The 22,867-nt window shown below is 63.4% G+C and carries 27 protein-coding genes; 14 read left to right on the top strand and 13 right to left on the bottom strand.

Annotation, left to right across the window (positions count from 1 at the left end):
* Positions 1-66 precede the first annotated feature (66 nt).
* The gene (locus ACRARG_RS09370) at positions 67-879 is read right to left on the bottom strand and encodes a response regulator (protein ID WP_432689742.1); all 813 of its coding nucleotides are present in this window, start codon (positions 877-879) and stop codon (positions 67-69) included.
* 25 nt (positions 880-904) lie between these two features.
* Between ACRARG_RS09370 and ACRARG_RS09365 the strand changes: the two genes are divergently transcribed.
* The 3 genes from ACRARG_RS09365 to ACRARG_RS09355 are packed head-to-tail and all read left to right on the top strand — an operon-like array spanning position 905 to position 3,402.
* Positions 905-1,132: a NepR family anti-sigma factor gene (locus ACRARG_RS09365; RefSeq protein WP_432689741.1), complete on the top strand. Its 228-nt coding sequence runs from the start codon at positions 905-907 to the stop codon at positions 1,130-1,132.
* Entirely contained in the window at positions 1,129-1,683 is a 555-nt protein-coding gene (locus tag ACRARG_RS09360) for an RNA polymerase sigma factor (RefSeq protein ID WP_432689740.1), read from the top strand. The genes ACRARG_RS09365 and ACRARG_RS09360 overlap by 4 nt, the downstream gene beginning before the upstream one ends.
* A gap of 9 nt (positions 1,684-1,692) precedes the next feature.
* The gene (locus tag ACRARG_RS09355) at positions 1,693-3,402 is read left to right on the top strand and encodes a sensor histidine kinase (protein WP_432689739.1); all 1,710 of its coding nucleotides are present in this window, start codon (positions 1,693-1,695) and stop codon (positions 3,400-3,402) included.
* A 36-nt stretch (positions 3,403-3,438) separates the two neighbouring features.
* Here the strand turns inward: ACRARG_RS09355 and hemF are convergent, their stop codons facing one another.
* From hemF to clpS, 4 genes are all read right to left on the bottom strand, one after another.
* Positions 3,439-4,329 (bottom strand): oxygen-dependent coproporphyrinogen oxidase, encoded by an 891-nt coding sequence (gene hemF, locus ACRARG_RS09350; protein WP_432689738.1) that lies wholly within the window; start codon positions 4,327-4,329, stop codon positions 3,439-3,441.
* Between the two features lie 74 nt (positions 4,330-4,403).
* Positions 4,404-5,204, bottom strand: coding sequence for an SDR family NAD(P)-dependent oxidoreductase (locus ACRARG_RS09345; protein ID WP_432689737.1), 801 nt, complete (start codon positions 5,202-5,204; stop codon positions 4,404-4,406).
* Positions 5,205-5,235: 31 nt separating this feature from the next.
* Positions 5,236-6,234: a class I SAM-dependent methyltransferase gene (locus ACRARG_RS09340; RefSeq protein WP_432689736.1), complete on the bottom strand. Its 999-nt coding sequence runs from the start codon at positions 6,232-6,234 to the stop codon at positions 5,236-5,238.
* 7 nt (positions 6,235-6,241) lie between these two features.
* Entirely contained in the window at positions 6,242-6,565 is a 324-nt protein-coding gene (gene clpS / locus ACRARG_RS09335; protein ID WP_432691346.1) for an ATP-dependent Clp protease adapter ClpS, read from the bottom strand.
* A gap of 162 nt (positions 6,566-6,727) precedes the next feature.
* Here clpS and ACRARG_RS09330 point away from each other — a divergent pair, with 162 nt between their 5' ends.
* Together ACRARG_RS09330 and ACRARG_RS09325 are read left to right on the top strand one after the other, a co-directional pair.
* On the top strand, positions 6,728-7,429 hold the full coding sequence (locus tag ACRARG_RS09330) for an HAD family hydrolase (protein ID WP_432689735.1): 702 nt from the start codon (positions 6,728-6,730) through the stop codon (positions 7,427-7,429).
* Between the two features lie 227 nt (positions 7,430-7,656).
* Positions 7,657-9,108, top strand: a complete 1,452-nt coding sequence (locus ACRARG_RS09325; protein ID WP_432689734.1) for a D-alanyl-D-alanine carboxypeptidase family protein — start codon at positions 7,657-7,659, stop codon at positions 9,106-9,108.
* A gap of 84 nt (positions 9,109-9,192) precedes the next feature.
* On the opposite strand, the gene ccoS is transcribed toward ACRARG_RS09325, so the two are convergent.
* The 5 genes from ccoS to ACRARG_RS09300 all read right to left on the bottom strand — a co-directional run bounded on the left by ccoS (position 9,193) and on the right by ACRARG_RS09300 (position 14,530).
* The gene (gene ccoS, locus ACRARG_RS09320) at positions 9,193-9,351 is read right to left on the bottom strand and encodes a cbb3-type cytochrome oxidase assembly protein CcoS (protein ID WP_432689733.1); all 159 of its coding nucleotides are present in this window, start codon (positions 9,349-9,351) and stop codon (positions 9,193-9,195) included.
* Between the two features lie 5 nt (positions 9,352-9,356).
* The gene (locus tag ACRARG_RS09315; RefSeq protein ID WP_432689732.1) at positions 9,357-11,525 is read right to left on the bottom strand and encodes a heavy metal translocating P-type ATPase; all 2,169 of its coding nucleotides are present in this window, start codon (positions 11,523-11,525) and stop codon (positions 9,357-9,359) included.
* Position 11,526: 1 nt separating this feature from the next.
* Positions 11,527-12,012, bottom strand: a complete 486-nt coding sequence (locus ACRARG_RS09310; RefSeq protein WP_432689731.1) for a FixH family protein — start codon at positions 12,010-12,012, stop codon at positions 11,527-11,529.
* A complete protein-coding gene (gene ccoG / locus ACRARG_RS09305) occupies positions 12,012-13,556 on the bottom strand; it encodes a cytochrome c oxidase accessory protein CcoG (RefSeq protein ID WP_432689730.1) in 1,545 nt (514 codons plus the stop codon). Before ccoG ends, ACRARG_RS09310 begins: the two co-directional genes overlap by 1 nt.
* A gap of 98 nt (positions 13,557-13,654) precedes the next feature.
* On the bottom strand, positions 13,655-14,530 hold the full coding sequence (locus ACRARG_RS09300) for a LysR substrate-binding domain-containing protein (protein ID WP_432689729.1): 876 nt from the start codon (positions 14,528-14,530) through the stop codon (positions 13,655-13,657).
* 100 nt (positions 14,531-14,630) lie between these two features.
* Here ACRARG_RS09300 and ACRARG_RS09295 point away from each other — a divergent pair, with 100 nt between their 5' ends.
* Entirely contained in the window at positions 14,631-14,768 is a 138-nt protein-coding gene (locus ACRARG_RS09295) for a hypothetical protein (protein WP_432689728.1), read from the top strand.
* Between the two features lies 1 nt (position 14,769).
* Here ACRARG_RS09295 and ACRARG_RS09290 read toward each other — a convergent pair whose 3' ends face one another.
* On the bottom strand, positions 14,770-16,035 hold the full coding sequence (locus tag ACRARG_RS09290) for a DNA polymerase IV (protein WP_432691345.1): 1,266 nt from the start codon (positions 16,033-16,035) through the stop codon (positions 14,770-14,772).
* Positions 16,036-16,116: 81 nt separating this feature from the next.
* Here ACRARG_RS09290 and ACRARG_RS09285 point away from each other — a divergent pair, with 81 nt between their 5' ends.
* The 3 genes from ACRARG_RS09285 to ACRARG_RS09275 all read left to right on the top strand — a co-directional run bounded on the left by ACRARG_RS09285 (position 16,117) and on the right by ACRARG_RS09275 (position 18,383).
* Positions 16,117-16,524: an NUDIX hydrolase gene (locus ACRARG_RS09285; RefSeq protein ID WP_432689727.1), complete on the top strand. Its 408-nt coding sequence runs from the start codon at positions 16,117-16,119 to the stop codon at positions 16,522-16,524.
* Positions 16,525-16,609: 85 nt separating this feature from the next.
* Complete coding sequence (locus ACRARG_RS09280; protein ID WP_432689726.1) at positions 16,610-17,494, top strand: LysR family transcriptional regulator; 885 nt, start codon at positions 16,610-16,612, stop codon at positions 17,492-17,494.
* Between the two features lie 4 nt (positions 17,495-17,498).
* Entirely contained in the window at positions 17,499-18,383 is an 885-nt protein-coding gene (locus ACRARG_RS09275) for a DMT family transporter (protein WP_432689725.1), read from the top strand.
* Here ACRARG_RS09275 and ACRARG_RS09270 read toward each other — a convergent pair.
* Positions 18,380-18,715: an ArsR/SmtB family transcription factor gene (locus ACRARG_RS09270; RefSeq protein ID WP_432689724.1), complete on the bottom strand. Its 336-nt coding sequence runs from the start codon at positions 18,713-18,715 to the stop codon at positions 18,380-18,382. The two genes, ACRARG_RS09275 and ACRARG_RS09270, sit on opposite strands and share 4 nt — an antisense overlap.
* A gap of 272 nt (positions 18,716-18,987) precedes the next feature.
* Here ACRARG_RS09270 and ACRARG_RS09265 point away from each other — a divergent pair, with 272 nt between their 5' ends.
* The 5 genes from ACRARG_RS09265 (at position 18,988) to ACRARG_RS09245 (ending at position 21,625) form a co-directional block, all read left to right on the top strand.
* Positions 18,988-19,329 carry an AtpZ/AtpI family protein gene (locus tag ACRARG_RS09265; protein WP_432689723.1) on the top strand — a complete coding sequence of 114 codons (342 nt, stop codon included), beginning with the start codon at positions 18,988-18,990 and terminating at the stop codon, positions 19,327-19,329.
* Positions 19,319-20,101, top strand: coding sequence for a F0F1 ATP synthase subunit A (locus ACRARG_RS09260; protein WP_432689722.1), 783 nt, complete (start codon positions 19,319-19,321; stop codon positions 20,099-20,101). Before ACRARG_RS09265 ends, ACRARG_RS09260 begins: the two co-directional genes overlap by 11 nt.
* A 55-nt stretch (positions 20,102-20,156) precedes the next feature.
* Complete coding sequence (locus ACRARG_RS09255; RefSeq protein ID WP_303466943.1) at positions 20,157-20,381, top strand: F0F1 ATP synthase subunit C; 225 nt, start codon at positions 20,157-20,159, stop codon at positions 20,379-20,381.
* Positions 20,382-20,509: 128 nt separating this feature from the next.
* Positions 20,510-21,064, top strand: coding sequence for a F0F1 ATP synthase subunit B' (locus ACRARG_RS09250; RefSeq protein ID WP_432689721.1), 555 nt, complete (start codon positions 20,510-20,512; stop codon positions 21,062-21,064).
* A 3-nt stretch (positions 21,065-21,067) separates the two neighbouring features.
* On the top strand, positions 21,068-21,625 hold the full coding sequence (locus ACRARG_RS09245) for a F0F1 ATP synthase subunit B (RefSeq protein ID WP_432689720.1): 558 nt from the start codon (positions 21,068-21,070) through the stop codon (positions 21,623-21,625).
* An 81-nt stretch (positions 21,626-21,706) separates the two neighbouring features.
* Here the strand turns inward: ACRARG_RS09245 and ACRARG_RS09240 are convergent, their stop codons facing one another.
* Positions 21,707-22,849, bottom strand: a complete 1,143-nt coding sequence (locus tag ACRARG_RS09240; RefSeq protein ID WP_432689719.1) for a 2OG-Fe(II) oxygenase — start codon at positions 22,847-22,849, stop codon at positions 21,707-21,709.
* Positions 22,850-22,867 lie beyond the last annotated feature (18 nt).

Genomic DNA, 22,867 nt, shown 5'->3' with positions numbered 1-22,867 from the left:
CGCAGGACCCAGTATGAAGAACGGGCGCCGGAATTCCGGCGCCCGTTTCGTTGGAGAGAGACCGTGTCAGGTCCGCAATGTTTCGGTCGAGGAGAAGAACATCGCCTGGCTGGCGGCGAGTCGGACCTGCTCTTCCGTGTAGGGCTTGGTAATAAGGAAGGCGGGCTCTGCCTTTTCGCCGGTCAGGAGCCGTTCCGGGAAGGCCGTGATGAAGATGACAGGCACATCGCCCAGCATCGCCAGCAGATCGTTCACCGCATCAATACCGGAGGAGTTATCGGCCAGCTGGATATCGGCAAAGATCAGATCGGGGCGCTGCGACTTGCCAAGCGCCACGGCTTCGTCGCGGGTGCGGGCAACACCAGTGACCGCATGGCCCATTTCGGTGACGATCGATTGAAGGTCCATCGCGATGATGGCCTCATCTTCGATAATCATCACGCGTCCGGTCACGCTTTCCGCCAGTTCGCGCTGGGCAATGCTGACCAGTTCCTGAGCCTCGGCCGTGCCGATGCTCATGATGGTCCCGATCTGTTCGAAAGAAAACTCTTCGATCGTCGCCAGCAACAACGCTTCTCTCGTATTCGGGGTCAGTCGTCCAAGGTGATGCTGCGCCCGTGCGGCGATGCCGGATTCGTCGGCGGTCACCGGCGCGCCGGAGCTGTTCCAAATCGCATGGAATGCACCAAAAAGAGCGACCCGGGTGTTCTTTGTCCTGTCGACCATCTGAGGGTCTTCAAGGATCGCCTCAAGCGTCGCGGCCGCGTAGTTGTCGCCCGACGACTGAGAACCGGTCAGCGCGCGCGCGTAGCGCCGCAGATAGGGCAGTTCCGTTGCCACGTTCATCGCAAACTCTGCGGACCCCACCGTTTGGTTCATTTTTGACACCTTTTTTCGCATTTCCTTGGAACTTAACTCGCAGTTACGGGTTAAGTTCCCGGAAAATCGGAAATGTGGCGGCAAAAAAGTAGGCATAATGGCGCACGATAGTGAAAACGATCATGTTCTGAGGCAGATCGACGAAAATTTGAAGCGTGTCTATCAACAGCGCGTCGAGGAAGAGCTGCCCGACCGCTTCAAGGACCTGATCGCGAAGCTTAAAGATCAGGATCGGAAGGATTCAAACGCATGACATCCGATCCTCGTGAGGAGCTCGTCGAGCATCTTCCCTCGCTGCGCGCCTTCGCCATGAGCCTATGTCGCAACTCTGCCCAGGCGGACGATCTGGTCCAGGATACAATCGTCAAAGCCTGGTCGAATATGGACAAGTTCAAGGTTGGCACGAACCTGCGCGCCTGGCTTTTTACCATCCTTCGTAACACCTTCTATTCGTCGCGCCGGCGATCCGGTCGCGAGGTCGCGGATGTTGACGGTGCCTTTTCGGCCAATCTTGCGACCAAGCCGGACCACGATGGCAGGCTGGCGCTGCAGGATTTTGAGGTGGCGTTCAAGACATTGCCCGACGAACAGAAGGAAGCTCTGCTGCTGGTCGGCGCCTCCGGGTTTTCTTATGAAGAGGCGGCCGAGATGTGTGGCTGTGCCGTGGGAACCATCAAAAGCCGTGCGAACCGGGGCAGATCCCGGTTGAGCGAACTTCTCGGACTGGGCGAAAACGAAACCATGGAACTGACGGACCAGTCCACCATGGCCGTGATGTCAGCAGCGCAAATGAAATCCATGTGACGGTCGGAGATGGGCGTTAATATTCTCGATCGGCTCGGCGTCAGAGTTGTCGCCATGCTGTCGATCGCGCTGCTTCCGATCGGGCTGATCTCGCTGTATCAGACAAATTCCGTGGTCAAGTCTGCGGCCGAATTGACACGCTCCGCCTATCTGGGTCAGACGCTTTCCGCGACAGAACGTCAGAGCGACCTGATTCACGAAGGGTTTGCCTCGGCGCGTGTGCTTGGGGGGGCGCTGCTTCCGATCCGGGCGGATACGACGGCGTGTTCGGAACTGCTTCAGGGGTTCATCCGGTCGCATCCGGCGTTCAGCCTTGCCATGTTTATCCGCGCCTCCGGCGTATCCGTCTGCAATTCCCGGAACCAACCGTCGGATGTCCGGAAAGCCTCTTCCTTTGTGGCGATGCAGGCAGATCCGCGCCCTATGATGAAGGCAACGGAGCGGGGGCTCGTCAGCCAGCAGTCTGTAATGGTTATCGCTCAGCCGATTTTCGAAGGTGGCAAGTACCTGGGCTACGTCGCGCTGTCTCTGCCACGCGCGAATGCGCGGTTCGAGCCGGAATTCGCCGGCCCGACCCAACCGATTGATCTGATCACCATCAACGCGACTGGCGAAGTTCTCCTGTCGATGAGCGATCTTGAGGTGGCCGAGCGTCGGCTACCAGCGTTTCGGGATCTGAACTCTCAGTTGTACCGCCAGTTCAACGGCTTCCGGGCGCTCGATGCCGATGGCAATGCCTTTGTCTATTCTGTCACGCCAATTGTGCCCGGCGTCGTCTTTGCCGTTTCTGTCTGGCCGGAGACCAATCCGGAAGCTTCTGCTTTTGGCCGATCCGCGGTCGCCTTTCCACTGTTGATGTGGTTGGTCTCGCTTGTTGTGGCGTATTTCGCCGTGCACCGGCTGGTCATCCGCCACATCCGTATCCTGCGGCAGAAGATGCGGCGGTTCGGGGCGACATACAGCCATCAGGAACCGGGGTTGCTGGCGGGCGGACGGGCGCCGGTCGAAATCACCCAGATGGAAGAAACCTTCGACCGCATGGTCGAGCGGATCACCCGCGACACTGCGGAACTGGAAAACAACCTCCATGAAAAGAATGTCCTTCTCAAAGAGGTCCACCACAGGGTCAAAAACAATCTGCAGCTGATCGCCTCCATCATCAGTATGGAGGTGCGAAAATCCAGCGCGGCCGAAACGCGGCAAACCCTGCGGCGGGTTCAGGACCGGGTGCTGGGGCTGGCGACCGTCCATTCGAACCTCTATCACACGGCGCGGCTCGCCAATCTGAGGGCGGACGGGCTGCTCGAGGATATCCTGGAGCAGGTGGTTCAGAGCGCCCTGCCAGAAGAAGGCACAGCGCGCGTCAGCATGGATATCGAAGAGGTGGTCCTGTCGCCGGATCAGGCTGTCCCGCTGTCGCTCCTGGCCACGGAAACGGTCACAAATGCGATCAAATACATGGGTCAGCCTGAGGATGGCACGCGGCCATGGATCCATATCGGGCTTCACAAAACCGGCGACAATTCCTGCCGCTTCAGCGTCGAGAACTCCAAAGGGCCAATGGTCAACGGGAATGAGGCGGCTATTCCCGGCGGGCTTGGCCGACAGCTGATCGAAGCTTTCGCGTCGCAGCTTGGCTCACGTCCCGAGGTCCGAGAGACCGAAGAAAGCTACTGCCTGACCGTCGATATCATTCTGAGCCGGGCCGCGGTCGTGTGACACTCTGCGGCGGCCCGGGACTCAAGAGCCGCGCCGTCAGACCCATTTCGCAAGCGGCGGCAGGCTCATGAGAACGGCATTGGCGTCATGTCCGGTCTCAAGGCCAAACTTCGTGCCGCGGTCGTAGACAAGGTTATATTCGGCATAGAGGCCGCGATGCACCAGCTGGGTGTCCTTGTCCGCCTCAGACCAGCGCGTGCCGCGCCGCTTCTCGACCAACGGCAGATAGGCCGGCAGAAAGGCGCGGCCGATGTCCTGGATCAGCGCAAAATCCGCCGCCCAGTCGCCGCTGCAATGATCGTCGAGGAAAATTCCCCCGACGCCGCGCGCCCGGCCGCGGTGCGGAATGTAAAAATACTCATCCGCCCAGGCCTTCAGCCGCGGATAAAGCGCCGGATCATGGGGGTCGAGATAGGCCTTCTGGGTGGTGTGAAAATGTGCCGTGTCCTCTGCATAGTCCAGGCAGGGGTTCAGATCTGATCCGCCGCCGAACCACCAGCCATGCGGCGTCCAGAACATGCGGGTATTCATATGCACGGCCGGGCAATGCGGATTCTGCATATGGGCGACAAGACTGATGCCGCTGGCCCAGAACCGCGGATCCTCGGCCATGCCGGGCAGGCCCCGGCGCGCCGCCATGGCCATCTGCGCCCGCGCGCCCAGTTCCCCGTACACGGTGGAAACATTGACGCCGACCTTCTCGAAGACCCTCCCGCCGCGCATCACGCTCATCAGCCCGCCGCCAGCCTCGCCGCCATCCGGCGCCGCGCGCTTAGTCGGCGTCACCTCGAACCGCCCGGCAGGCTGATCGCCCAGGGGTCCGGTCTGGCTGTCCTCCAGCGCCTCAAAGGCGGCGACGATCTCATCGCGCAGCGCCCGGAACCAGCCCGCGGCCTGCGCCTTCTGCTCCTCCATCGCTCCGCTCATCGCGCCCCCTCCTTCATCTTTCCAAAAATACTCCCGCCGGAGGCATCCACCCTCTCCGGCGCGATGCGGCCCGGTCAGTGCGCCGGAACGGCCACCGGGTCCAGCAGGGTGCGCCCGCCGTCCACCGTCACGATCTGCCCGGTCATGAACCCCGAGGCGTCGCAGGAGAGATATTGCGCCGCCTCCGCCAGCTCGCCCGGCGCGGCGATGCGGTTCAGCGGCGTGTGATCCTGGATGCTGGTGCGATATTCGCCATGATCCTTGAGGGTGGTCTTCAGGCTCTCGCTCATCACCGATCCGAAGGCGATGGCATTGACGCGGATCCGATGCGGTGCCAGTGCGACGGCAAGCGAGCGGGTCATCTGCTCCAGCGCGGCGGTGGAGACGGAAAAGGCCAGCAGGTCGGGATGTGTGCGCCGCGCGGCAATGGAAGAGAGGTTCACGATGGAGCCGGCGCTGCGGTCCTCCTGCCCTTCGGACTGCTTGATCATGCGTTTCGCAACCGTCTGGCTGAGGCGCAGAGCGGCGATCATGTTCTGTTGCAGCAATGTCTCCACCGCGTCGTCATCCGGGTTCAGAGGGTCGGACCGGACGACCTGCCGTGCCGCATTCACCAGAATGTCGACCTGTTCAAACGCGTCAATCGTGGCGGAGAGCAGGTTGGCGATCGTCAGCTTTTCACGAAGGTCGCCGGCGAAATAGCGGACCTGTTCGCTTTCGGGATGTTCGCCCAGTTCACGGACCAGCGCTTCCTCGTCCAGGTCGGCAAAAACGACGTTGGCGCCGCGATCCACGAAATGTTTGCCGATGGCCAGACCGATGCCATTGGCGGCTCCGGTCACGATGGCGGTCTTGCCGGCGATGGAAAAGGACATGTCTGTCTCCTCTGACCCCAGGGGGTGCGGTTCAGCCTAATCGGCCGCGCTTTGGGGCGCGCGTGGGTTGGGTGGCGCGGATCACCTTGAACCGGGTGTCACCGGCGATCTCTTCGCTCTGGCGGAAGAGCTCCGCGATGAGCGGCTCGTAGGGCAGGTGGCGGTTGGCGACCAGCCAGAGCTCTCCTTTGGGTTTCAGCGCGGTGGCGGCGGTGCGGATAAAGCTGCGGCCCAGTTCCGGGTCAGCCTTGCGGGCAGTGTGGAAGGGCGGATTGCAGATCACCATGTCGGCATCGGCCCGCGGCTGCCAGGTCGTGGCATCGGCCCAGTGGAACCGGGCGGCCTCGCTCGTGATGTTCTGGCGGGCGCAGTCGAGCGCGGAGTGATCCGCCTCCACCAGTTCGATCGACTCGATCCCCGGACGGGTCAGCGCCTGGGCAGAGAGGTAGCCCCAGCCCGCGCCCAGGTCGATCACGCGTTTCGGCATATGGGCAGGCAGGGCTGCGGCCAGCATGGCCGATCCCGCGTCGATCCCGTCGGCAGAGAAATTTCCCGCCGCGGTGACGAACCCGTCGGGCATCTGATGTTCGGACCCGGCCCAGTCGGTCAGATCGCCGCCGGTGAACCAGAAAAGCTTGCCATGCGCCTTGTTCACCGGGCCCGCGACCTCTGCCCGTTTGCGGGCATCCTTGAGGACCGACTCGATCCCGTCCTCTTTCATGCCGTCGACGATGACGGGACCGTCGGTCACCGCCGCGGCCTCCGCAATGCGCAGGCGGGCCAGCGCCTTGGCGCGGGGCAGGATCACGACGGCAGCGGCAAACCGGCCCTCGGGGGCGAGCGCCGTGTCATAGCCCATGTCCCGGAACCAGGCATGGTCCGGGAAGACGGGGGTGATGACGGTGGTCAGGTCACGCGGGAGGGGGTCGAGGCTCTGGCCCGCGCGGGGACCAAAGACGGCAATACGGCCTTCGGGCAGCACCAGCCCGCCAGGGGCCAGCGCGAGGCCAAGCCGGGGATGCTGGGCCAAAGCCGGGTTATTCCTTTTCCATGGTGCACTGCAGCGGGTGCTGGTGCTGGCGCGCAAAGTCCATGACCTGCGCGACCTTGGTTTCCGCGATCTCGTGGCTGAAGACGCCGACAACCGCGACGCCCTTCTTGTGCACGGTCAGCATGATCTCGAACGCCTGGGCGTGGGACATGCCAAAGAACCGTTCCAGCACGGCCACGACGAATTCCATCGGCGTGTAATCGTCATTGAGCAGCAGAACCTTGTAGAGCGGCGGGCGCTTGGTCCGCGGCTTGGTGTCGGTCACAACGGAGATGTCGCCGTCATCGTCCTTGGACGACAGGCGGGTCATCTGCGCGGCGATCGCGGCAGGACGCATATGTTCGGGCGTCTGGGTCATAGGTTGCGGATGGCTCTGGCCTGGATGGGTTTCGGCGTTGGAGACTTCTATATAACGTTCCCGCATCGCAGGTGAAGGGGGCGCGCGGGCGCTCTTATCGAAAGCAGGGGCGAGATGCCACAAATTTTGACGACCGTCGGCTTCGACGCAGACGACACGCTCTGGCAGAATGAGCGCTTTTTCCAGCTTACGCAGGAAAGGTTTAACGAACTCCTGAGGGACCATGCAGAGCCCGACCATCTGGCAGAGCGGCTTCTGGCGGCAGAGCGGCGCAACATCGGGCACTACGGATTCGGCATCAAGGGATTCGTTCTGTCGATGATCGAGACCGCGCTGGAGGTGACGGAGAACCGGGTTCCGGGCACTGTCATCGCCGAACTTATCGCCGCCGGTCAGGAGATGCTGTCGCATCCGATCGAGCTTCTGCCCCATGCCCGGTCAACGGTGGAGCAGATCGCCGGCAGCCATCGGGTTATCCTGGTTACCAAAGGCGACTTGCTGGATCAGGAGCGCAAGCTGGCGCAGTCCGGCCTGGGCGATCTGTTCGACGGGATCGAGATCGTGTCGGACAAGACAATGCCTGTTTATGCGCAGATTTTTGAGCGGCACGGCGATGGCGCCGATCGTGGGCTGATGGTGGGCAATTCGATGAAATCGGACGTGCTGCCGATGATCGAAGCCGGCGGCTGGGGTGTCTTTGTGCCCGGCCAGATCACCTGGGCGCTGGAACAGGCCGAGGCTCCGGCCGGGTCAGACCGGTTCCGTGAGATTTCGGACCTGTCTTACCTGCCGGAGGTCGTGGCGGGAGTCGGGTAGTCCGGAGAGGCGGACGAGACGCTTTTTTCATCTGCGCGATTGGCCGGACCTGCCTGTCTGGTTCGTTGGGCCGACCCGACCGCTAAATATTGTAGCCGATTTTTATTTATCCTGCCTCTGCACAGATCGACTCTTTGAAAGAACGCCGGGTCTGTGTTATAGATAACGAAACAAAAAGTTGACTGTAATAGCAGCAACAAAAATCGACAGTCATTGTGAGAGGCAGCATGACGCGTCCCAGGCAGGCAACCCGGTTTCGGGTATTCCTTAGCGTATTCCTTTTGACCTTGGGTCTTGTGGGCCCTCTTTTGGCCGTTCGACCGGCCCTGGCGGCACCCTATGCGGCCATGGTGATGGATGCCCGCACGGGAGAGGTGCTTCATTCGCGCAATGCCGATGCGCGGCTGCATCCGGCTTCGCTGACAAAGATGATGACGCTCTACATCGCGTTTGAAGCGGTGCAGAATGGCCAGATTTCGCTCGACACCAATGTCACGATTTCACGAAATGCTGCGGCAGAGCCTCCGTCGAAGCTGGGGCTGAAGTCGGGCCAGAAGATCAAGCTCAGGTATCTGATCCGCGCCGCAGCGGTTAAGTCGGCAAATGACGCCGCAACTGCGATCGGCGAGGCGATCGAGGGCAGCGAAGCGGCATTTGCAAGACGGATGAACCGCACTGCCAAGGCGCTTGGCATGACACGGACCACATTCAAGAACGCGAACGGGCTGACGGAGGAAGGGCATCTTTCCACCGCGCATGACATGACAATCCTCGGTCGTCATCTGCTGTTCGACTACCCGGAGTATTACAACCTCTTCTCCCGGACAGAGACCGATGCCGGGATGAAAACGGTCTATAATACGAACCGCCGGTTGCTGGCGGCCTATCGGGGGGCTGACGGGATCAAGACAGGCTACACGCGGGCCGCCGGGTTCAACCTTGTCGCATCGGCCGTTCGGGGCGACGAGCGGATCATCGCAACGGTGTTCGGTGGCCGGTCGTCCGCATCGCGCAATGCCCAGGTGGCAGAGCTGCTGGACATGGGGTTCAAGCGGGCGCCGTCGCATGCACCGAAAAAAGCCCCCGCGGCGCCGGTTTATGCCGCTGTCAAAACTCTGGACGAGGCTGATGGTGAAACGCGGGCTGCGGGCAAGGTGATCCGTTTGCAGACGGCTGTGAAAGTTAGCCTGCGTCCCAAACTCCGCCCCGGATCCGGCACCGAAGCCGTCCAGGTCGCCGCTGACGATGTGATCGAAAAGGCCGTGGAAGAGGCGTTGTCGAATACGGCCAGTTTGCATCCCGCTTCCAAGGCATCGACGGCGGCTGTGCTTGAAAATTCCGTCCTGCCGAAAGCGCGGCCGGCCGGCCTGTTCAATACCGCTTTCGACATCGATCCGCAAAGCGACGGAGAGCGCGTTGTCACGCGGGTCTCGACCTCTGGCGGGCGGCACTGGGGCATCAATATCGGCCGGTTCAAATCGCATTCCTCGGCTGAAAAGATGCTGATCCAGACCGCGCTGAAGGAATCGGATTCACTGGATGGCGCGTTGCGCAAGGTTGTGCAGCGTCCGCAGGGGTTCGACGCGAATTTCCTCGGGATGGAGCGGGAGCGGGCCGATCTGGCCTGCCGCCGGCTTCAGGCCCGCAATGTCACCTGTTTCATGATCGGGCCGAGCTGACGGCCTCCCTCCAAACGGTAAACGGTAGGACCGCCGGTCGCAGGGACGCGACCGGCGGTTTCCTTTTACGGGTTCGGCAGGCGGTCAGGGTTTGGGATGGTCGTCCCAGTCGTCCGACAGGATGCGATTGGCGTCGCCTTCGGGGTCGTCATACTGGTTGGATTTCAGCGTGTAGAGGAAGCCCAGCAGGCCAACCCCGCCGAGGATCAGAGAGATCGGGATGAGCCATGTGAGGACGTTCATCGGACTTACCTCAGGCGGAGCGCATTGAGCGAGACGGTGATCGAGGAGAGCGACATGGCCAGCGCCGCGATCAACGGCGTGGCGAGGCCCGCGATGGCCAGCGGCACGGCGATGACGTTGTAGACGGTCGCGATGCGGAAATTCTCCCGAATGCGTTTGGTGGCGGCGCGCGCGGTCGTCAAAGCCGCCGGGATCGGGGAGAGGTCGCCGCCCAGCAGCACGATGTCAGAGGCCACGCGGGCCGCATCCAGCGCGGAGGCGGGGGAGATGGAGACATTGGCGGTGGTCAGCGCGACCGTGTCGTTCAGCCCGTCGCCCACCATCAGCACATGCGCGCCCTCGGCCTGAAGCGCCGTGATGCGGGCGGCCTTGTCGCCGGGCAGGGCGCTGGCGGTCCAGTCGTCGATGCCCAGCGTTTCGGCCAGGGCGCGGACGGCGGGGGCGGTGTCGCCGGAGATCAGGATGACGCGGTGACCGGCGGCCTTGAGCGCCGCAACGGCCTCTGCCGCGCCGGGGCGCAGGTCGTCGGCAAAGGTGAGGGGGACGGCACCCTGGCCCTCGATCTCCAGCCAGCTGGCAGTGCCGGTAGCCATGCCGTCGCCCGCCCAGCCGCTGCGGCCAAGCCGGACGCGGCGGCCTTGCCAGAGCGCCTCTGTCCCGTAGCCGTGCTGTTCGGTCAAGTCGGTGATGGCGGCGCGGGGGTGATCGGCCAGCGCCTTGCAGAGGGCGCGGGCCAGCGGATGGGCGGACCCTTCGGCCAGCGCATGGGCCAGCGACAGGGTGACCGCATCGTAGCGGTCTAGGTTGGTGGGCACGGGCGTGCCTGCGGTCAGCGTGCCGGTCTTGTCGAAGACGACGGTATCGACCTGAGCGAGGCGTTCCAGCGCGGTTTCATGTTTCACCAGCATGCCACGTTTGAAGAGCCGTCCGGAGGCGGCTGTGGTCACGGCAGGCACGGCGAGGCCAAGCGCGCAGGGGCAGGTGATGATCAGCACGGCAGCGGCGATATTGAGCGCGACACGCAGGTCGCCCGCCCAAATGAGCCAGCCGAGGAATGCCAGGGCCGACAGGATATGCACGCCCGGCGCGTAAAGCTTGGCGGCCTTGTCGGCGAGGGAGGTGTAACGCGAACGCCCGCTTTCAGCGATGGCGACGAGGTCGGCCATGCGGTGCAGCGATGTCTCCTGTCCGACGGCAGTAGCGCGGACGGTCAGCGGGCCGGTCAGGTTGACCTCCCCGGCCGAAACGGCAGTGCCCGGCGTTGCCTGCACGGGCAGGGTTTCCCCGGTCAGGAGGGAGCGGTCGAGCTCCGACCGGCCCTCCGTGATCTGCCCGTCGACGGGCATGCGGGCGCCGGGGCGGATGCGGATCAGGTCGCCGATCCTCAGCTCCGCCACGGCGGTCTGCACCTCTTCACCGTCGCGCAGGACCCAGGCGCGGGGCACCTCCAGCGCGGCCAGTTCTTCGGCGGCGGAGCGGGCGATGGCGCGGGTGCGGTGGTCGAGGTAGCGGCCTGCCAGCAGGAAGAAGGTCAGCGTCAGCGCGGCGTCGAAATAGGCATGTTCGCCCGACAGCGTGGTTTCCCAGAGCGAGGTCGCCAGCGCCAGCAGGATCGCCAGCGTGATCGGCACGTCCATGTTCAGGCGGTGCACTTTAAGCGCTGCCCAGGCATTGCGGAAGAAGGGCTGGGCGGAAAAGGCGATGGTTGGCAGGGTGATAAACGCGCTGATCCAGTGGAAGAGGTCACGGGTGGCATCGGTGGCCCCCGACCAGACAGAGACCGACAGCAGCATGACATTCATCGACGCGAACCCCGCCACGGCCAGCCGCATCAGCAGATCGCGCCCGGCGCGGTCGGTGGCGGTGACGGCGGCGCTGCCCGCGTCCAGCTCATGCGCCTCATATCCCGCTCCGGCGAGGGCGGCGATCAGCGCCTCTGGCGTGACCTCCGGCCCGGCCTCTACCTGCGCGCGCTTCTGGGTCAGGTTCACGCGGGCCTCCTGCACGCCGGGCTGGGCGTTCAGGACCTTTTCGACCGTTGAGATACAGGCGGAGCAGTGGATTGTCGGCAGGGAGAGGGTCAGCCGTACATCGCTGAGGGCGGCGCGGCTGGCGATATCTTCGGCCGAGGGGGCGGCGGAACAGGCGGGGCAGGCGGAGATCGCGGTGCTCATCTTATCGTTTCACATGCAGGATGACGCGCTGGATGAATTCCGTGCCGTCTTCGGCAATCGCGGTCATGCGGATGTTCCAATTGCCGGGGCCAAGGTCCAGCGGCGCCTCGTAGCGTTCCCCGTTGAAGGCAAAGACCGGCTCCACATCATCGGCGATCTGGGTGGCGCGGCCAACCACGGCGTGCAGGTCCTTCACCCGCACAGCGCCCTCCGCATCGTTGATATAGAGATGGACCATGCCATCCACCCAGTCGGCATAGATCTCCCAGCCGAGCGCCTGCTGCGCGGCGCGGCGGGTGTCGAATTCCTGGCTGGCGACATAGGAGTTCTTGACCTCCAGCCCGGGAAAGGTGCGCACGGCCTGCGTGGCCATGAAGACATTGACGGCGATGATGATGCCGAAGGCGCCGACAAAGCCCGTCAGCACATGCCAGCCCTTGAGGCGGAAACCAGTTTCGGGCGTGTCGGTCATATGGGACGTATCCATCAATTTTCCCTCCCATTGAAGACGGTATCGCGATAGGCGCGGTCGCCATTGGTCGTATCCTCGACCCAGAGGCGGAATTCGGTGCGTTCGGCCTCTGCCTCGGCGGTGTCGGCGGGGGCGGTGACATAGACCCTTTCCAGCTTGGCCGTGTCTGCGGGCACTGTCACGGTCTGATCCTCGCTGCCTTCGACCTGAACCACAAGATCGGGGCGGCCGTCGATGGTCAGGCGGAAAGGCCGCTCCTCCCCATGCTTGTTGCGCAGGCGGACGTCGTAGGTGTTGCGGATCGACCCGTCAGACAGCGTCACGAAGGTCGGGTTGCGAACGGGGGCGACTGTCATGTCGATATCCGAGCGGATGAAAAGCGCCACGACCAGCCCGATGCCCACCAGCGACCAGAGCGCGGTATAGAGGATCGTGCGGGGCCGGAGGATATGCTTGATGATGGGGCGCGGCGCGGCGCCGGCGCGTTCGGCCTGTTCATCGGTCAGCGCCATGTAGTCGATCAGCCCGCGCGGCTTGCCGATCTTGGCCATGACATCGTCGCAGGCATCGATGCAGAGCGCGCAGGTGATGCAGGCCAGCTGCTGGCCGTCGCGGATGTCGATGCCCATCGGGCAGACATTGACACAGGCGTTGCAGTCGATGCAGTCGCCCAGCTCCTGCGCCGGGGGCTTGCCGACGCCCGACGGCATGCCGGGCATGGGGATCAGCGGCGAGGTCCCGCCGTGTTTTTCGCCCGCGGCATAGGTCACTGCCTCGGGCGCGTCGGCGGCAACGGTGCGGCGCTTGCCCTTACCGCGCGGCTCCCCCCGCCATTCGCGATAGGCGACGGTGATCGTGTCCTCGTCCATCATCGCGGCCTGGATGCGGGGCCAGGGGCAGGCGTAGATGCAGATTTGCTCCCGCGCGAAGCCCCCGAAGAGGAAGGTCGTCATCGTCAGGATCAGCATGGTCGTATAGGCGACCGGATGGGCGTTGAGCGTGAGGAGGTCTTTCAGCAGTGTCGGCGCATCGGCGAAATAGAAGACCCAGGCGCCGCCTGTGGCGAGGCCGATGAAGAACCATGCGACCCATTTGGTGACCCGTAGCCGCGCCTTGTGGAAATCCCATTTTTTCTGGCGGTGCAGGCGAATACGGGCATTGCGGTCGCCCTCGATCCAGCGTTCGACAAGGATGAAGAGGTCGGTCCAGACGGTCTGCGGGCAGGTATAGCCGCACCAGACCCGGCCAAGCGCGGAGGTAAAGAGGAAGAGGCCAAGCCCCGCCATCACCAGAAGTCCCGCGACGAAATAGAATTCATGCGGCCAGATCTCGATCCAGAAAAAGAAAAACCGCCGGCTGGCGAGATCGACCAGCACCGCCTGATCGGGCAGGTTCGGGCCCCGGTCCCAGCGGATCCAGGGCGTCAGGTAGTAGATGCCAAGGGTCACCAGCATGATGACCCATTTCAGATTGCGGAAACGGCCCGATACGCGGCGCGGAAAGATCGGCTCGCGGGCGGCATAGAGGTGTTCCGGTTGGTTCGGCGCGCTGAGGGACACGGGCGACTCACTCCGTATGTATCTAAAAGTTTGAATGCTTCTCGCAGGGTCGATCCGTGTCCACCTTGACCTGTGTCAAATATGGGGGCCGATATGTCTTACGTGTCAGGCGCGTTTGTACGCAGCCAGCGGTGCAGTGCGCGGGCCGAGGGGCGCATGACGCCGGGGCGGGACACCAGATAATAGCCTTTCTTTCGGGTATCTTCGAAGAGCAGGCGCAGGCGCCCGGCCTCGAGATCCTGTTCGATGAAGGCCCGGGCAGAGACCGCGACACCCTGTCCCAGCCTTGCAGCCTCCACCATGAGGTGACCGGGGAGGGAGGAGACACCCCTCGCCCTGTTCAGGACGGAGCCATGAAGTTCGAGGAAATCCGAGGCCTCGTTCGTGCCGAGCTCCTGGAGCCAGTGGAACTCCGTCAGCTCTCCGGGTTCGGCGAATTGCCTGTCGCCGACAAGGGAGGGGGCGGCGACCACGGCGATGGGGGTTTCGACCAGCAGTGTCGCCTCCAGCCCCGGCCAGCTGCCGGAGCCATAGCGCACGGCCATGTCGAGCCCACCCGGTTGGATTGCTCGCAGCGCCGGGGAGGGGTCGATCATGAGGGAGATATCGGGGTGCCTTTGCCGGAAATCGGCAAGGCGCGGCATCAGCCAGAAAGAGGCGAAGGAGGGGGTCGTGGTGATCTGCACCGCCCGTTCGGCATCGCGGCCGGTCAGTTCGGCGACAAGGCTGGCGATGGTGTCGAAACCCTGCAGCGCGGCCTCGGCCAGGGCGCGACCCTCGGGGGTCAGGTCGCGGGAGGCGCCTTTGCCCTCCAGCAGGGTCAGGCCAAGGTGATCCTCCAGCGCGCGGATTTGCTGGCTTATGGCGGCATGGCTGACGTTGAGGCTGTCGCCCGCCCGCGCCATGGAACCGGTTTCGGCATAGGCGGCCAGTGCACGCAATGAGGTGAGCGGCGGCAGGCTGGTCCAGTCCATCGTAAGTTTTCCTTACATTGTCGCAACATTCCTGATTCGACGGTAAGGCAGGTATTGCTCATATTACAAGCATCGAAACGCGATAGATCAGGAGGTCGCAATGCTTGGAATTTATGCCAGAACTTTCATGGGCGCTACCGGGTTTCATCGCCCGCAGATCCGCCCTCTGCACGAAGATCACAAGCGGCATCGCCGCTGGAAGGCCGGTCGCTGGATCGATCCGCCGGAGGAATTCTGATCTAACGGAGGGCCCGCCCCTTCAGGATCGCGTCGGGGCCGAAGCGTTTGCGGATCGCATCCGTGGCACGTTCGGCATCGCCCCGGCGCCTGGCATCCGGATCGAGCAGGTCACCGGAGGCGCCCCCGTTGCTCTCCGGTACGAGGTCCGAGATGCCAACCCCTATCAGCCGGTAGGGGCCTTCGGGCCCCACGGCGTCAAACAGGCCCCGCGCGGTGCGATAGATCGTATCGGCCAGCTGCGCGGGGTCGCGCAGTGACACCCGCCGGGTGATCGCGGTGAAATCCTTCCGCTTCAGCTTCAGCGTCACCACGCGGCCCGCGGTGCGCTTGGCCTTGGCGCGGTCGGCCACCTGTTCCGACAGGCGCCATATATGGCCGTCGAGCAGGTCCGGATCGCTGGTATCCTCGTTGAAGGTCGTCTCCTTGGAGATCGACTTGACCGGCGCATGTGCCGAAATGCGGCGAGCATCCTGTCCGCGTGCGAGATGCCAGAGCCTGTCGCCCATCGACCCGAAGCGGGCGGTCAGGTCGGCCCGGTCCCATCTCAGCAGATCGGAAAATGTCCGGATGCCGGCCTTGTCGAGGCTCGCCTGCGTGGCGGCGCCGACGCCCCAGATCAGCCGGACAGGCTTGTCGCGCAGGAACTCCGCCGTCTCCGCCTTGCCGATCACCGAAAACCCGCGCGGCTTGTCGAGATCGGAGGCGACCTTGGCCAGAAACTTGTTATGTGACAGGCCGATGGAGCCGGTCAGCCCCAGCTCGTCCCGCATCCGCCGGATCAGCCGCGCCAGCATATAGGCGGGCGGGTGGCCGTGCAGCCGTTCGGTGCCGGTCAGGTCGATGAAGGCCTCGTCGAGCGAGAGCGGCTCGATCACCGGCGTCAGCTCTTCCATCATCTCGCGGATGGCTTTCGACGCCTCCACATAGGCGGACATGCGCGGCTTGATCACCACCGCCTCCGGGCAGAGTTTCAGCGCCTGGAACATCGGCATGGCCGAGCGGACGCCCCGGATGCGGGCGATATAACAGGCGGTCGAGACGACGCCGCGCCGCCCGCCGCCGATGATCACCGGCTTGGTCCGCAGCTCCGGGTTGTCGCGCTTTTCGACGGAGGCATAGAAGGCGTCGCAATCCATATGGGCGATGGACAGCGTGCCCAGCTCCGCATGCGCAATGACCCGGCGGCTGGCACAGGCGGGGCAGCGGGGCGCGCCGCCCGCGCGGGGCGTGAACCAGTTGAGGCAGTCGCGGCAGAGGGCGTCCATGGTCGGCACTTCGGGCATCGCAATTCGGATGGGCTGCATTATATCTGACCCAGAATGCAGCAACAGTCCCCCCGATCCGAAATGGAAACAGAGTTCAACGGTGCCAAGCTCATCCTGTTTGTGGGCCGGTCCCTGCTGGTGATCGAGCGCGACGATATCGACACGATCCCCTGGCCCGGCCATCTCGACTTTCCCGGTGGCGGGCGCGAAGGGGAAGAAGACCCGGAGGGCTGCGTCCTGCGCGAAACGCAGGAGGAGCTGGGGCTGGTGCTGATCCGGCGCGATCTGATCTGGTCGCGGCGGGTGGAGCGGTCCAATGGCGTCTCGTGGTTCTATGTCGCGCGCCTGCCCGACAGCGCCGCTGCCAAGATCGTCTTTGGTGACGAGGGGCAGGGCTGGTTCCTGATGGAGCCGGACCGCTATCCGCCGCATCCCCGGGCAATTCCGCATTTTGCCGATCAGCTGCAGGCCTATCTGTCAGCAGCCTGAGCCTCAGACGCGTCAGCCCTCTTGCACATGTGCACAAAAAGGCATTTCCTCTGCGCTCAGGGTTCCTCAGCGCACGAAGGGTATCATGGAGAACTGGGACGAGGTCCGCACCGCCTATCAGGTTGCCCGTCTGGGCACGGTCTCCGGCGCGGCCGAGGTTTTAGGTGTGCACCATGCCACCGTGATCCGGCATATCGACGCGCTGGAGACGCGGCTGGGCGTAAAGCTTTTCCAGCGCCATGCGCGCGGCTACACGCCGACAGAGGCCGGGCAGGATCTGCTGCGGGTCGCCCAGGCGACGGATGATCAGTTCACCCAGCTTTCGGGCCGGATCAAGGGGCGCGGGTCGGATGTGTCAGGCGAGCTGGTGGTCACCACGATCTCCGGCCTGTCGAGCTTCCTCGTGCCGGTGCTATCGCGGTTCCAGTGCGACTATCCCGATGTCACCCTGCGCTACCTGACCTCCGCCCGGCTCTTCCGGCTGGAATATGGGGAGGCGCATGTGGCGATCCGCGCCGGCTCCGCGCCCAGCCAGCCCGACAATGTCGTCCAGCCTTTCCTGCATATGCGTTTCGCCATTTACGGCAGCAAGAGCTATATCGAACGGCATGGCATGCCCTCCATCCCCGGCGATATGGAGGGGCACCGCTTTGTCGGCGCCGATGATCCGGCCAGCCGCGCGCCCTTTGCCCGCTGGATGCGAGAGAATATCCCCGAACGTCAGGTCGTTTTCCGCACCGGCGACGACAAGGCCCAGCGGGAGGCGGTGCTGAATGGCGTGGGCCTCGGCTTCATGCGCACCTACGAGAAGTCGGAAAACCCCGATCTGATCGAGGTGCATCCGCCGCTGGAGGAATGGGACAGCCGGCTCTGGCTCGTGACCCATATGGATCTGCACCGGACCAACAAGGTGCAGACGCTGCTGCGCTATCTCAAGGAGCATACGCAGCATCTGAAAGACTGCGACTGATCCCATGACGCAGGCGCTGCGCGGGCATCTGGCGATGCTGCTCTTTTCCTTCATCGTGGCGGGGTCGTTTTCGCTGGGAGCACTGGCGGCGCCGTTTATCGCACCGGCGGCTCTGAATGCGCTGCGCTTTGTGATCGCGGCGGTGCTGGTCGGGGTGGTCGCGCTGGCAACGACGGGCATCGACCGCAGCGCCCTGCGGGCCCCCTGGCGCTACCTGCTGATGGGCGGTGTCTTCGGGACCTATTTCGTCTTGATGTTCCAGGGGCTGAAGACGGCCGATCCGGTCGCGGCGGCCGCGGTCTTTACCCTGGTGCCGGTCATGGCGGCCGTGTTCGGCTGGCTTCTGCTGCGCCAGCGTACGACGGGCCGGATGATCGGGGCGTTGGCAATCGGGGCCACCGGGGCCATGTGGGTGATCTTTCGCGGCGATCTCGCGGCCTTCCTCCGGTTCCAGATAGGTCATGGCGAATGGATTTATTTCTGGGGCTGCGTGGCGCATGCGCTCTACACGCCGCTGGTGCCGCGGCTGAACCGCGGCGAGCCGCCGGTCGTCTTTACCTTCGGCATGCTCTGTGGCGCGGTGGTGATGGTCGGTGCCTATGGCTTTGGCGATATTCTCGGTACGGACTGGCTGGCGCTGCCCGGGATCGTCTGGATCACGATCCTCTATATCGCGGTCCTGTCCTCCGCCGTGTCCTTCGTGCTGATGCAATATGCCTCGCTGCGTCTGCCCTCGGCCAAGGTGATGGCCTATACCTATCTCGTGCCGTCCTGGGTCATCCTGTGGGAGGCCGGCTGGGGGCGCGGCTTGCCGCCGCCTTTCATCCTGCTGGGCGTGGCGATCACGATCCTCGCCCTTGTCCTCCTGCTCAAGGACGAACACGCCTAGGAGGGATCGGCCTCCGGCAGTTCCGCCTGGAGAAACCGCTCAAACGCGTCGAGGTTCACCGGCTCGAACTGTCCGAACCCCTGCATCCAGACAGAGGCCGCACGCAGCGCGTCAGGCTCCAGCTTGCACCATTTCACGCGGCCGCGCTTGTCCTGACTGATCAGCCCGGCCCGGGTCAGAATGGTCAGGTGTTTGGAGATCGCGGCCAGCGACATCTCGAAGGGTTCCGCCACATCGGTCACAGCCATGTCATCCTCCAGCAACATGGCGAGGATCGCCCGGCGTGTTGGGTCGGCCAAAGCGGCAAAGACGGTGTCGAGCGTATCGGACATGCCTCCATCTGGGCCCGCAACCCGCCAACGGTCAACCATCCGGTTGAGAATTCCCTTCGGCGTTGCGCGCTAAACTCAACCGCTGAGTTGAATATGCCTGACGCCCCCGTTAGCGCCGATAGTGGGGCAAAGGGCGCCCGACCCCCTCTTCATATTTCCAAAAATACTCAAAAAATTCCGTAACTTAATCTCATGTTCCGCATCCATTGAGTCAGCTTGACTTAACCATTCCTTGACCTTAGCAAGACCCAGAGAATTCCGAGGGGACAACCGTGTCTGACCACGATGCCAACCGGCTGGCCGATCTGGAAACCCGGATTGCCGCCGCCAAGGGCAAGCAGGCGCCAAAGCCCCGTGAGGACGATCACTATTCGGCGGCGAACCTCGCCTGGCGCATGGTGATCGAACTCGTGGCCGGTCTTGGGATCGGTTTCGGCATCGGATACGGGCTCGACGTCCTTCTGGGCACGATCCCGGTGATGATGCTGATCTTTACATTGCTGGGCCTCGCCGCCGGCATCAAGACCATGATGCGGTCGGCGGCAGAGATCAGCGCGGACAAGCCGGCGGGGGCTCCTCCCGCCACAGACGAAGGGAACCGAGATGGCGACTGAAACGGCAGCGGCACACGGTGAGGCAGCAGCGCACGGCGAAGGCGGCGGGCTCGTCTTTCACCCGATGGACCAGTTCATCGTCAAACCGCTGTTCGGCGACGGCCCGGTTCACTGGTATACGATCACCAATGTGACCCTCTGGATGGCGATCGCGATCCTCGGCATTGCCGCGTTGATGGTCATGATGACATCGCGCCGCGCCACGATCCCCTCGCGCGGCCAGTCGGTCGCGGAAATGGCCTATGGCTTCATCTACAAGATGGTCGAGGATGTGGCGGGCAAGGATGCGCTGATCTTCTTCCCCTATGTGATGACGCTCTTCATGTTCATCGTTTTTGCCAACTTCCTTGGCCTGATCCCGATGTCCTTCACCACGACCTCGCATTTCGCGGTGACGATCATTCTGGCTCTGGCGGTTTTCCTGACCGTCACGATCTACGGGCTGATGAAGCATGGCACGCATTTCCTGGGGCTCTTCTGGGTGACCTCCGCCCCGCTGCCGCTGCGTCCGGTTCTCGCGGTGATCGAGCTGATCTCCTACTTCGTGCGCCCCGTCAGCCACTCCATCCGTCTTGCCGGTAACGTCATGGCCGGTCACGCCGTGATCAAGGTCTTCGCGGGCTTTGCCGCCATTGCCGTGGTCTCGCCCGTGTCGATCCTGGCGATCACCGCGATGTATGGCCTTGAGGTCCTCGTGGCCTTCATTCAGGCCTATGTTTTCACCATTCTGACCTGTGTCTACCTGAAGGATGCACTGCATCCTGGGCACTAAGGTCCGGACCCGTTTCTTAAAGAACGCCAACTTCCAATCGTAAGGAGATACACCCATGGAAGGTCAACTCGCACATATCGGCGCAGGTATCGCAGGCCTCGGCACCGGCATCGCAGCTCTTGGTGTGGGCAACGTTGCTGCCAACTACCTGGCCGGCGCGCTGCGCAACCCCTCTGCCGCGGCGTCCCAGACCGCAACGCTCTTCATCGGCATCGCCTTCGCAGAAGCGCTCGGGATCTTCTCGTTCCTGATCGCGCTGCTGCTGATGTTCGCCGTCTGATCTGAAGACTGCTATCCTTACGCAGGGGCGGAGCCTTGGTTCCGCCCAATGCGCCCCGGACGGAGGTTCCGTCCTGACCCCCGGGAAAGACCGACCGAATTTCACCCGATGGTCCGACGGAGGACGATATGGCCACAGAACATTCAGACGGTCTTGCCGATGCGACCGGCGTTGCAGAGCATGCCGCAAGCACGCCCGGCATGCCGCAGCTGAACTTCGACCACTGGGGCAACCAGATCTTCTGGCTGATCGTCACTCTGGTCGTCATCTACTTCATCCTCAGCCGAGTGGCCCTGCCGCGGATCAGTGCCGTTCTGGCCGAACGCGCCGGTGCCATCACCAATGACATCGCCGCCGCCGAGGATCTGAAGCAGAAGGCCAAGGACGCCGAGGCCGCCTATGAAAAGGCGCTGGCCGATGCCCGGGCCGAGGCGAATGAGATCGTCGCCAAGACCCGCGCCGATATTCAGGCCGATCTGAACGCTGCCATCGCCAAGGCGGATGCGGAGATTTCCGCCCGTCAGGCCGAGGGCGAAAAGGCCATCGCAGAAATCCGCGCCAATGCGCTGGTCAGCGTGGAGGCCGTGGCCAAGGACACTGCCCAGGCCGTCGTTGCCTCCCTCGGCTTCAGTGCAGACAGCGCGGCCATCGACAAGGCCGTCACCGACCGGATGAAAGGCTGATCCATGCGTATTCTCGCCACCCTCGCCGCCATCCTCATGGCCCAGCCGGCCTTCGCCGCGACCGGCCCGTTCTTTTCGCTGACCAATACGAACTTCATCGTTCTGCTGGCCTTCATCCTGTTTGTCGTCATCCTGATCTACTTCAAGGTGCCGAAGACGATTGCCGGGCTGCTCGACAAGCGGGCTGACCAGATCAGCGCCGAGCTGGACGAAGCCAAATCGCTGCGCGAAGAAGCGCAGGCTCTGCTGGCCTCCTACGAACGCAAGCAGAAAGAAGTTCAGGCCCAGGCGGACCGCATCGTCGAGTCGGCCAAGAAAGAGGCGGCCGATGCTGCTGCTCAGGCCAAGGTCGATCTGGATGCTTCGATCAAGCGGCGCCTTGCCGCTGCGGAGGACCAGATCGCGTCGGCCGAGGCTTCGGCCGTGAAAGAGGTCAAGGACCGTGCCGTCATCGTGGCCGTGGCTGCGGCGCGCGAGGTCATTGCCGGTCAGATGAAGGCAGCGGATGCCAACAAGATGATCGACGATTCCATCGCGACGGTCGAGACGAAGCTGCACTGAGCCGGCGCGTCATAATCAAAGAAAAACCCGGCGCATTGCAGCCGGGTTTTTTTATGGCCTATCGGCTGTCGCGCTGACGGATCACACAGCGGGTTCTGCGGGGGTCGCGCCGGGCCGGGCGCCCTTGCTGCTGGCTTTGTGTTTCTCCCTGATGCGGGCCGCGGCTTCGTCGAAGAGAAACGGCAGGAAAGCGTATCGCCGCCCGCGTGAGACCTGGCTGACCGCATGCAGAAGCGAACAGGAGAAAACGACGGCGCCGCCCGGCGGGGCGCGGAAGCTGCGGGACCCGAATTCCGGGAAGCTGACCTCGCCACCGTCGAAATCGTCGTTCAGGTTGATTGATACGGCAAACCTGCGATGTGCGGTCGCATAGGTTGTGTCGTCCCGGTGCGGCGCAAAATGCCCGCCCTCTTCGGCGGCATAACAGGACACGATGTAGCGCTCCATCCGGGTGACCTGGAATTGGTACGCCTTGGCAATGTGCGGCATGACCCGGTCCCGGAAGCGTTGCTGAAGGGTAGAGATCAGCGCCTTGTCCGCGATTTCGTGATCGCGCCGGCTTTTGTAGGTGTGATCGGCGACTTCCACGGTCCGGCCGGCGACATTGCGCATGACCCCGCTTTCGGCACTGCCCTGTGTCTGATGGAGCGCGACCAGCCGTGTGCAGAGATCGGCTTCGAACACATTGGGGAGGAACAGGATCGGTGCCATGATCTCAGGCCCGGCCGGCGCGCCGGGCCGCGGCTGACGTTCGAGCAGCTGAATGACATCCGAGATATCCGACATGTCATCGCGAAAGGAGATGCGGGCGACAGTTTTCATCTCCGGGTCCACGATCAGCCAGAAACGGGTCAGCCGTTTGCGCCCGTCGGCGGCGATCGCATCGGGCCGTGTGCTGCCGAAGAGGTCGCTGACTTTGCCATCAAGGTCGAGGACAAGCTGGTAAGAGCCCGGAGCACCGTAGATCTGATCAGCGGAGGCGTCGCCGGGATTTGTAGAAATCAAAATGCAATCCGCGAGCTGCCCGTCGAACAGATCGGGACGCGCCTTCATCGCCTGGGCGGCGGCTGTCGACTGTCTGTTGCCGAGACTGCCCAGAAAACACAGTACAGTGAAGCGCCCGGAGCTTCCGTCAAACTCGACCGGCTGCGCATTCGGGCCGGTCTGGGTGAAGGTCGGTACATGTGTACCGGGAAGAAAAAGTCCGGGGGAATTCTGGAGCATTATCGTCTTTCAGCCAAA

Origin of the sequence: Pseudooceanicola profundi (assembly GCF_050897955.1) — a bacterium.
In the GTDB taxonomy this organism is placed as follows: domain Bacteria; phylum Pseudomonadota; class Alphaproteobacteria; order Rhodobacterales; family Rhodobacteraceae; genus Pseudooceanicola.
The sequence above is the reverse complement of the archived record's forward strand: the minus strand, read 5'-3'. Positions and strand labels throughout refer to the sequence as shown.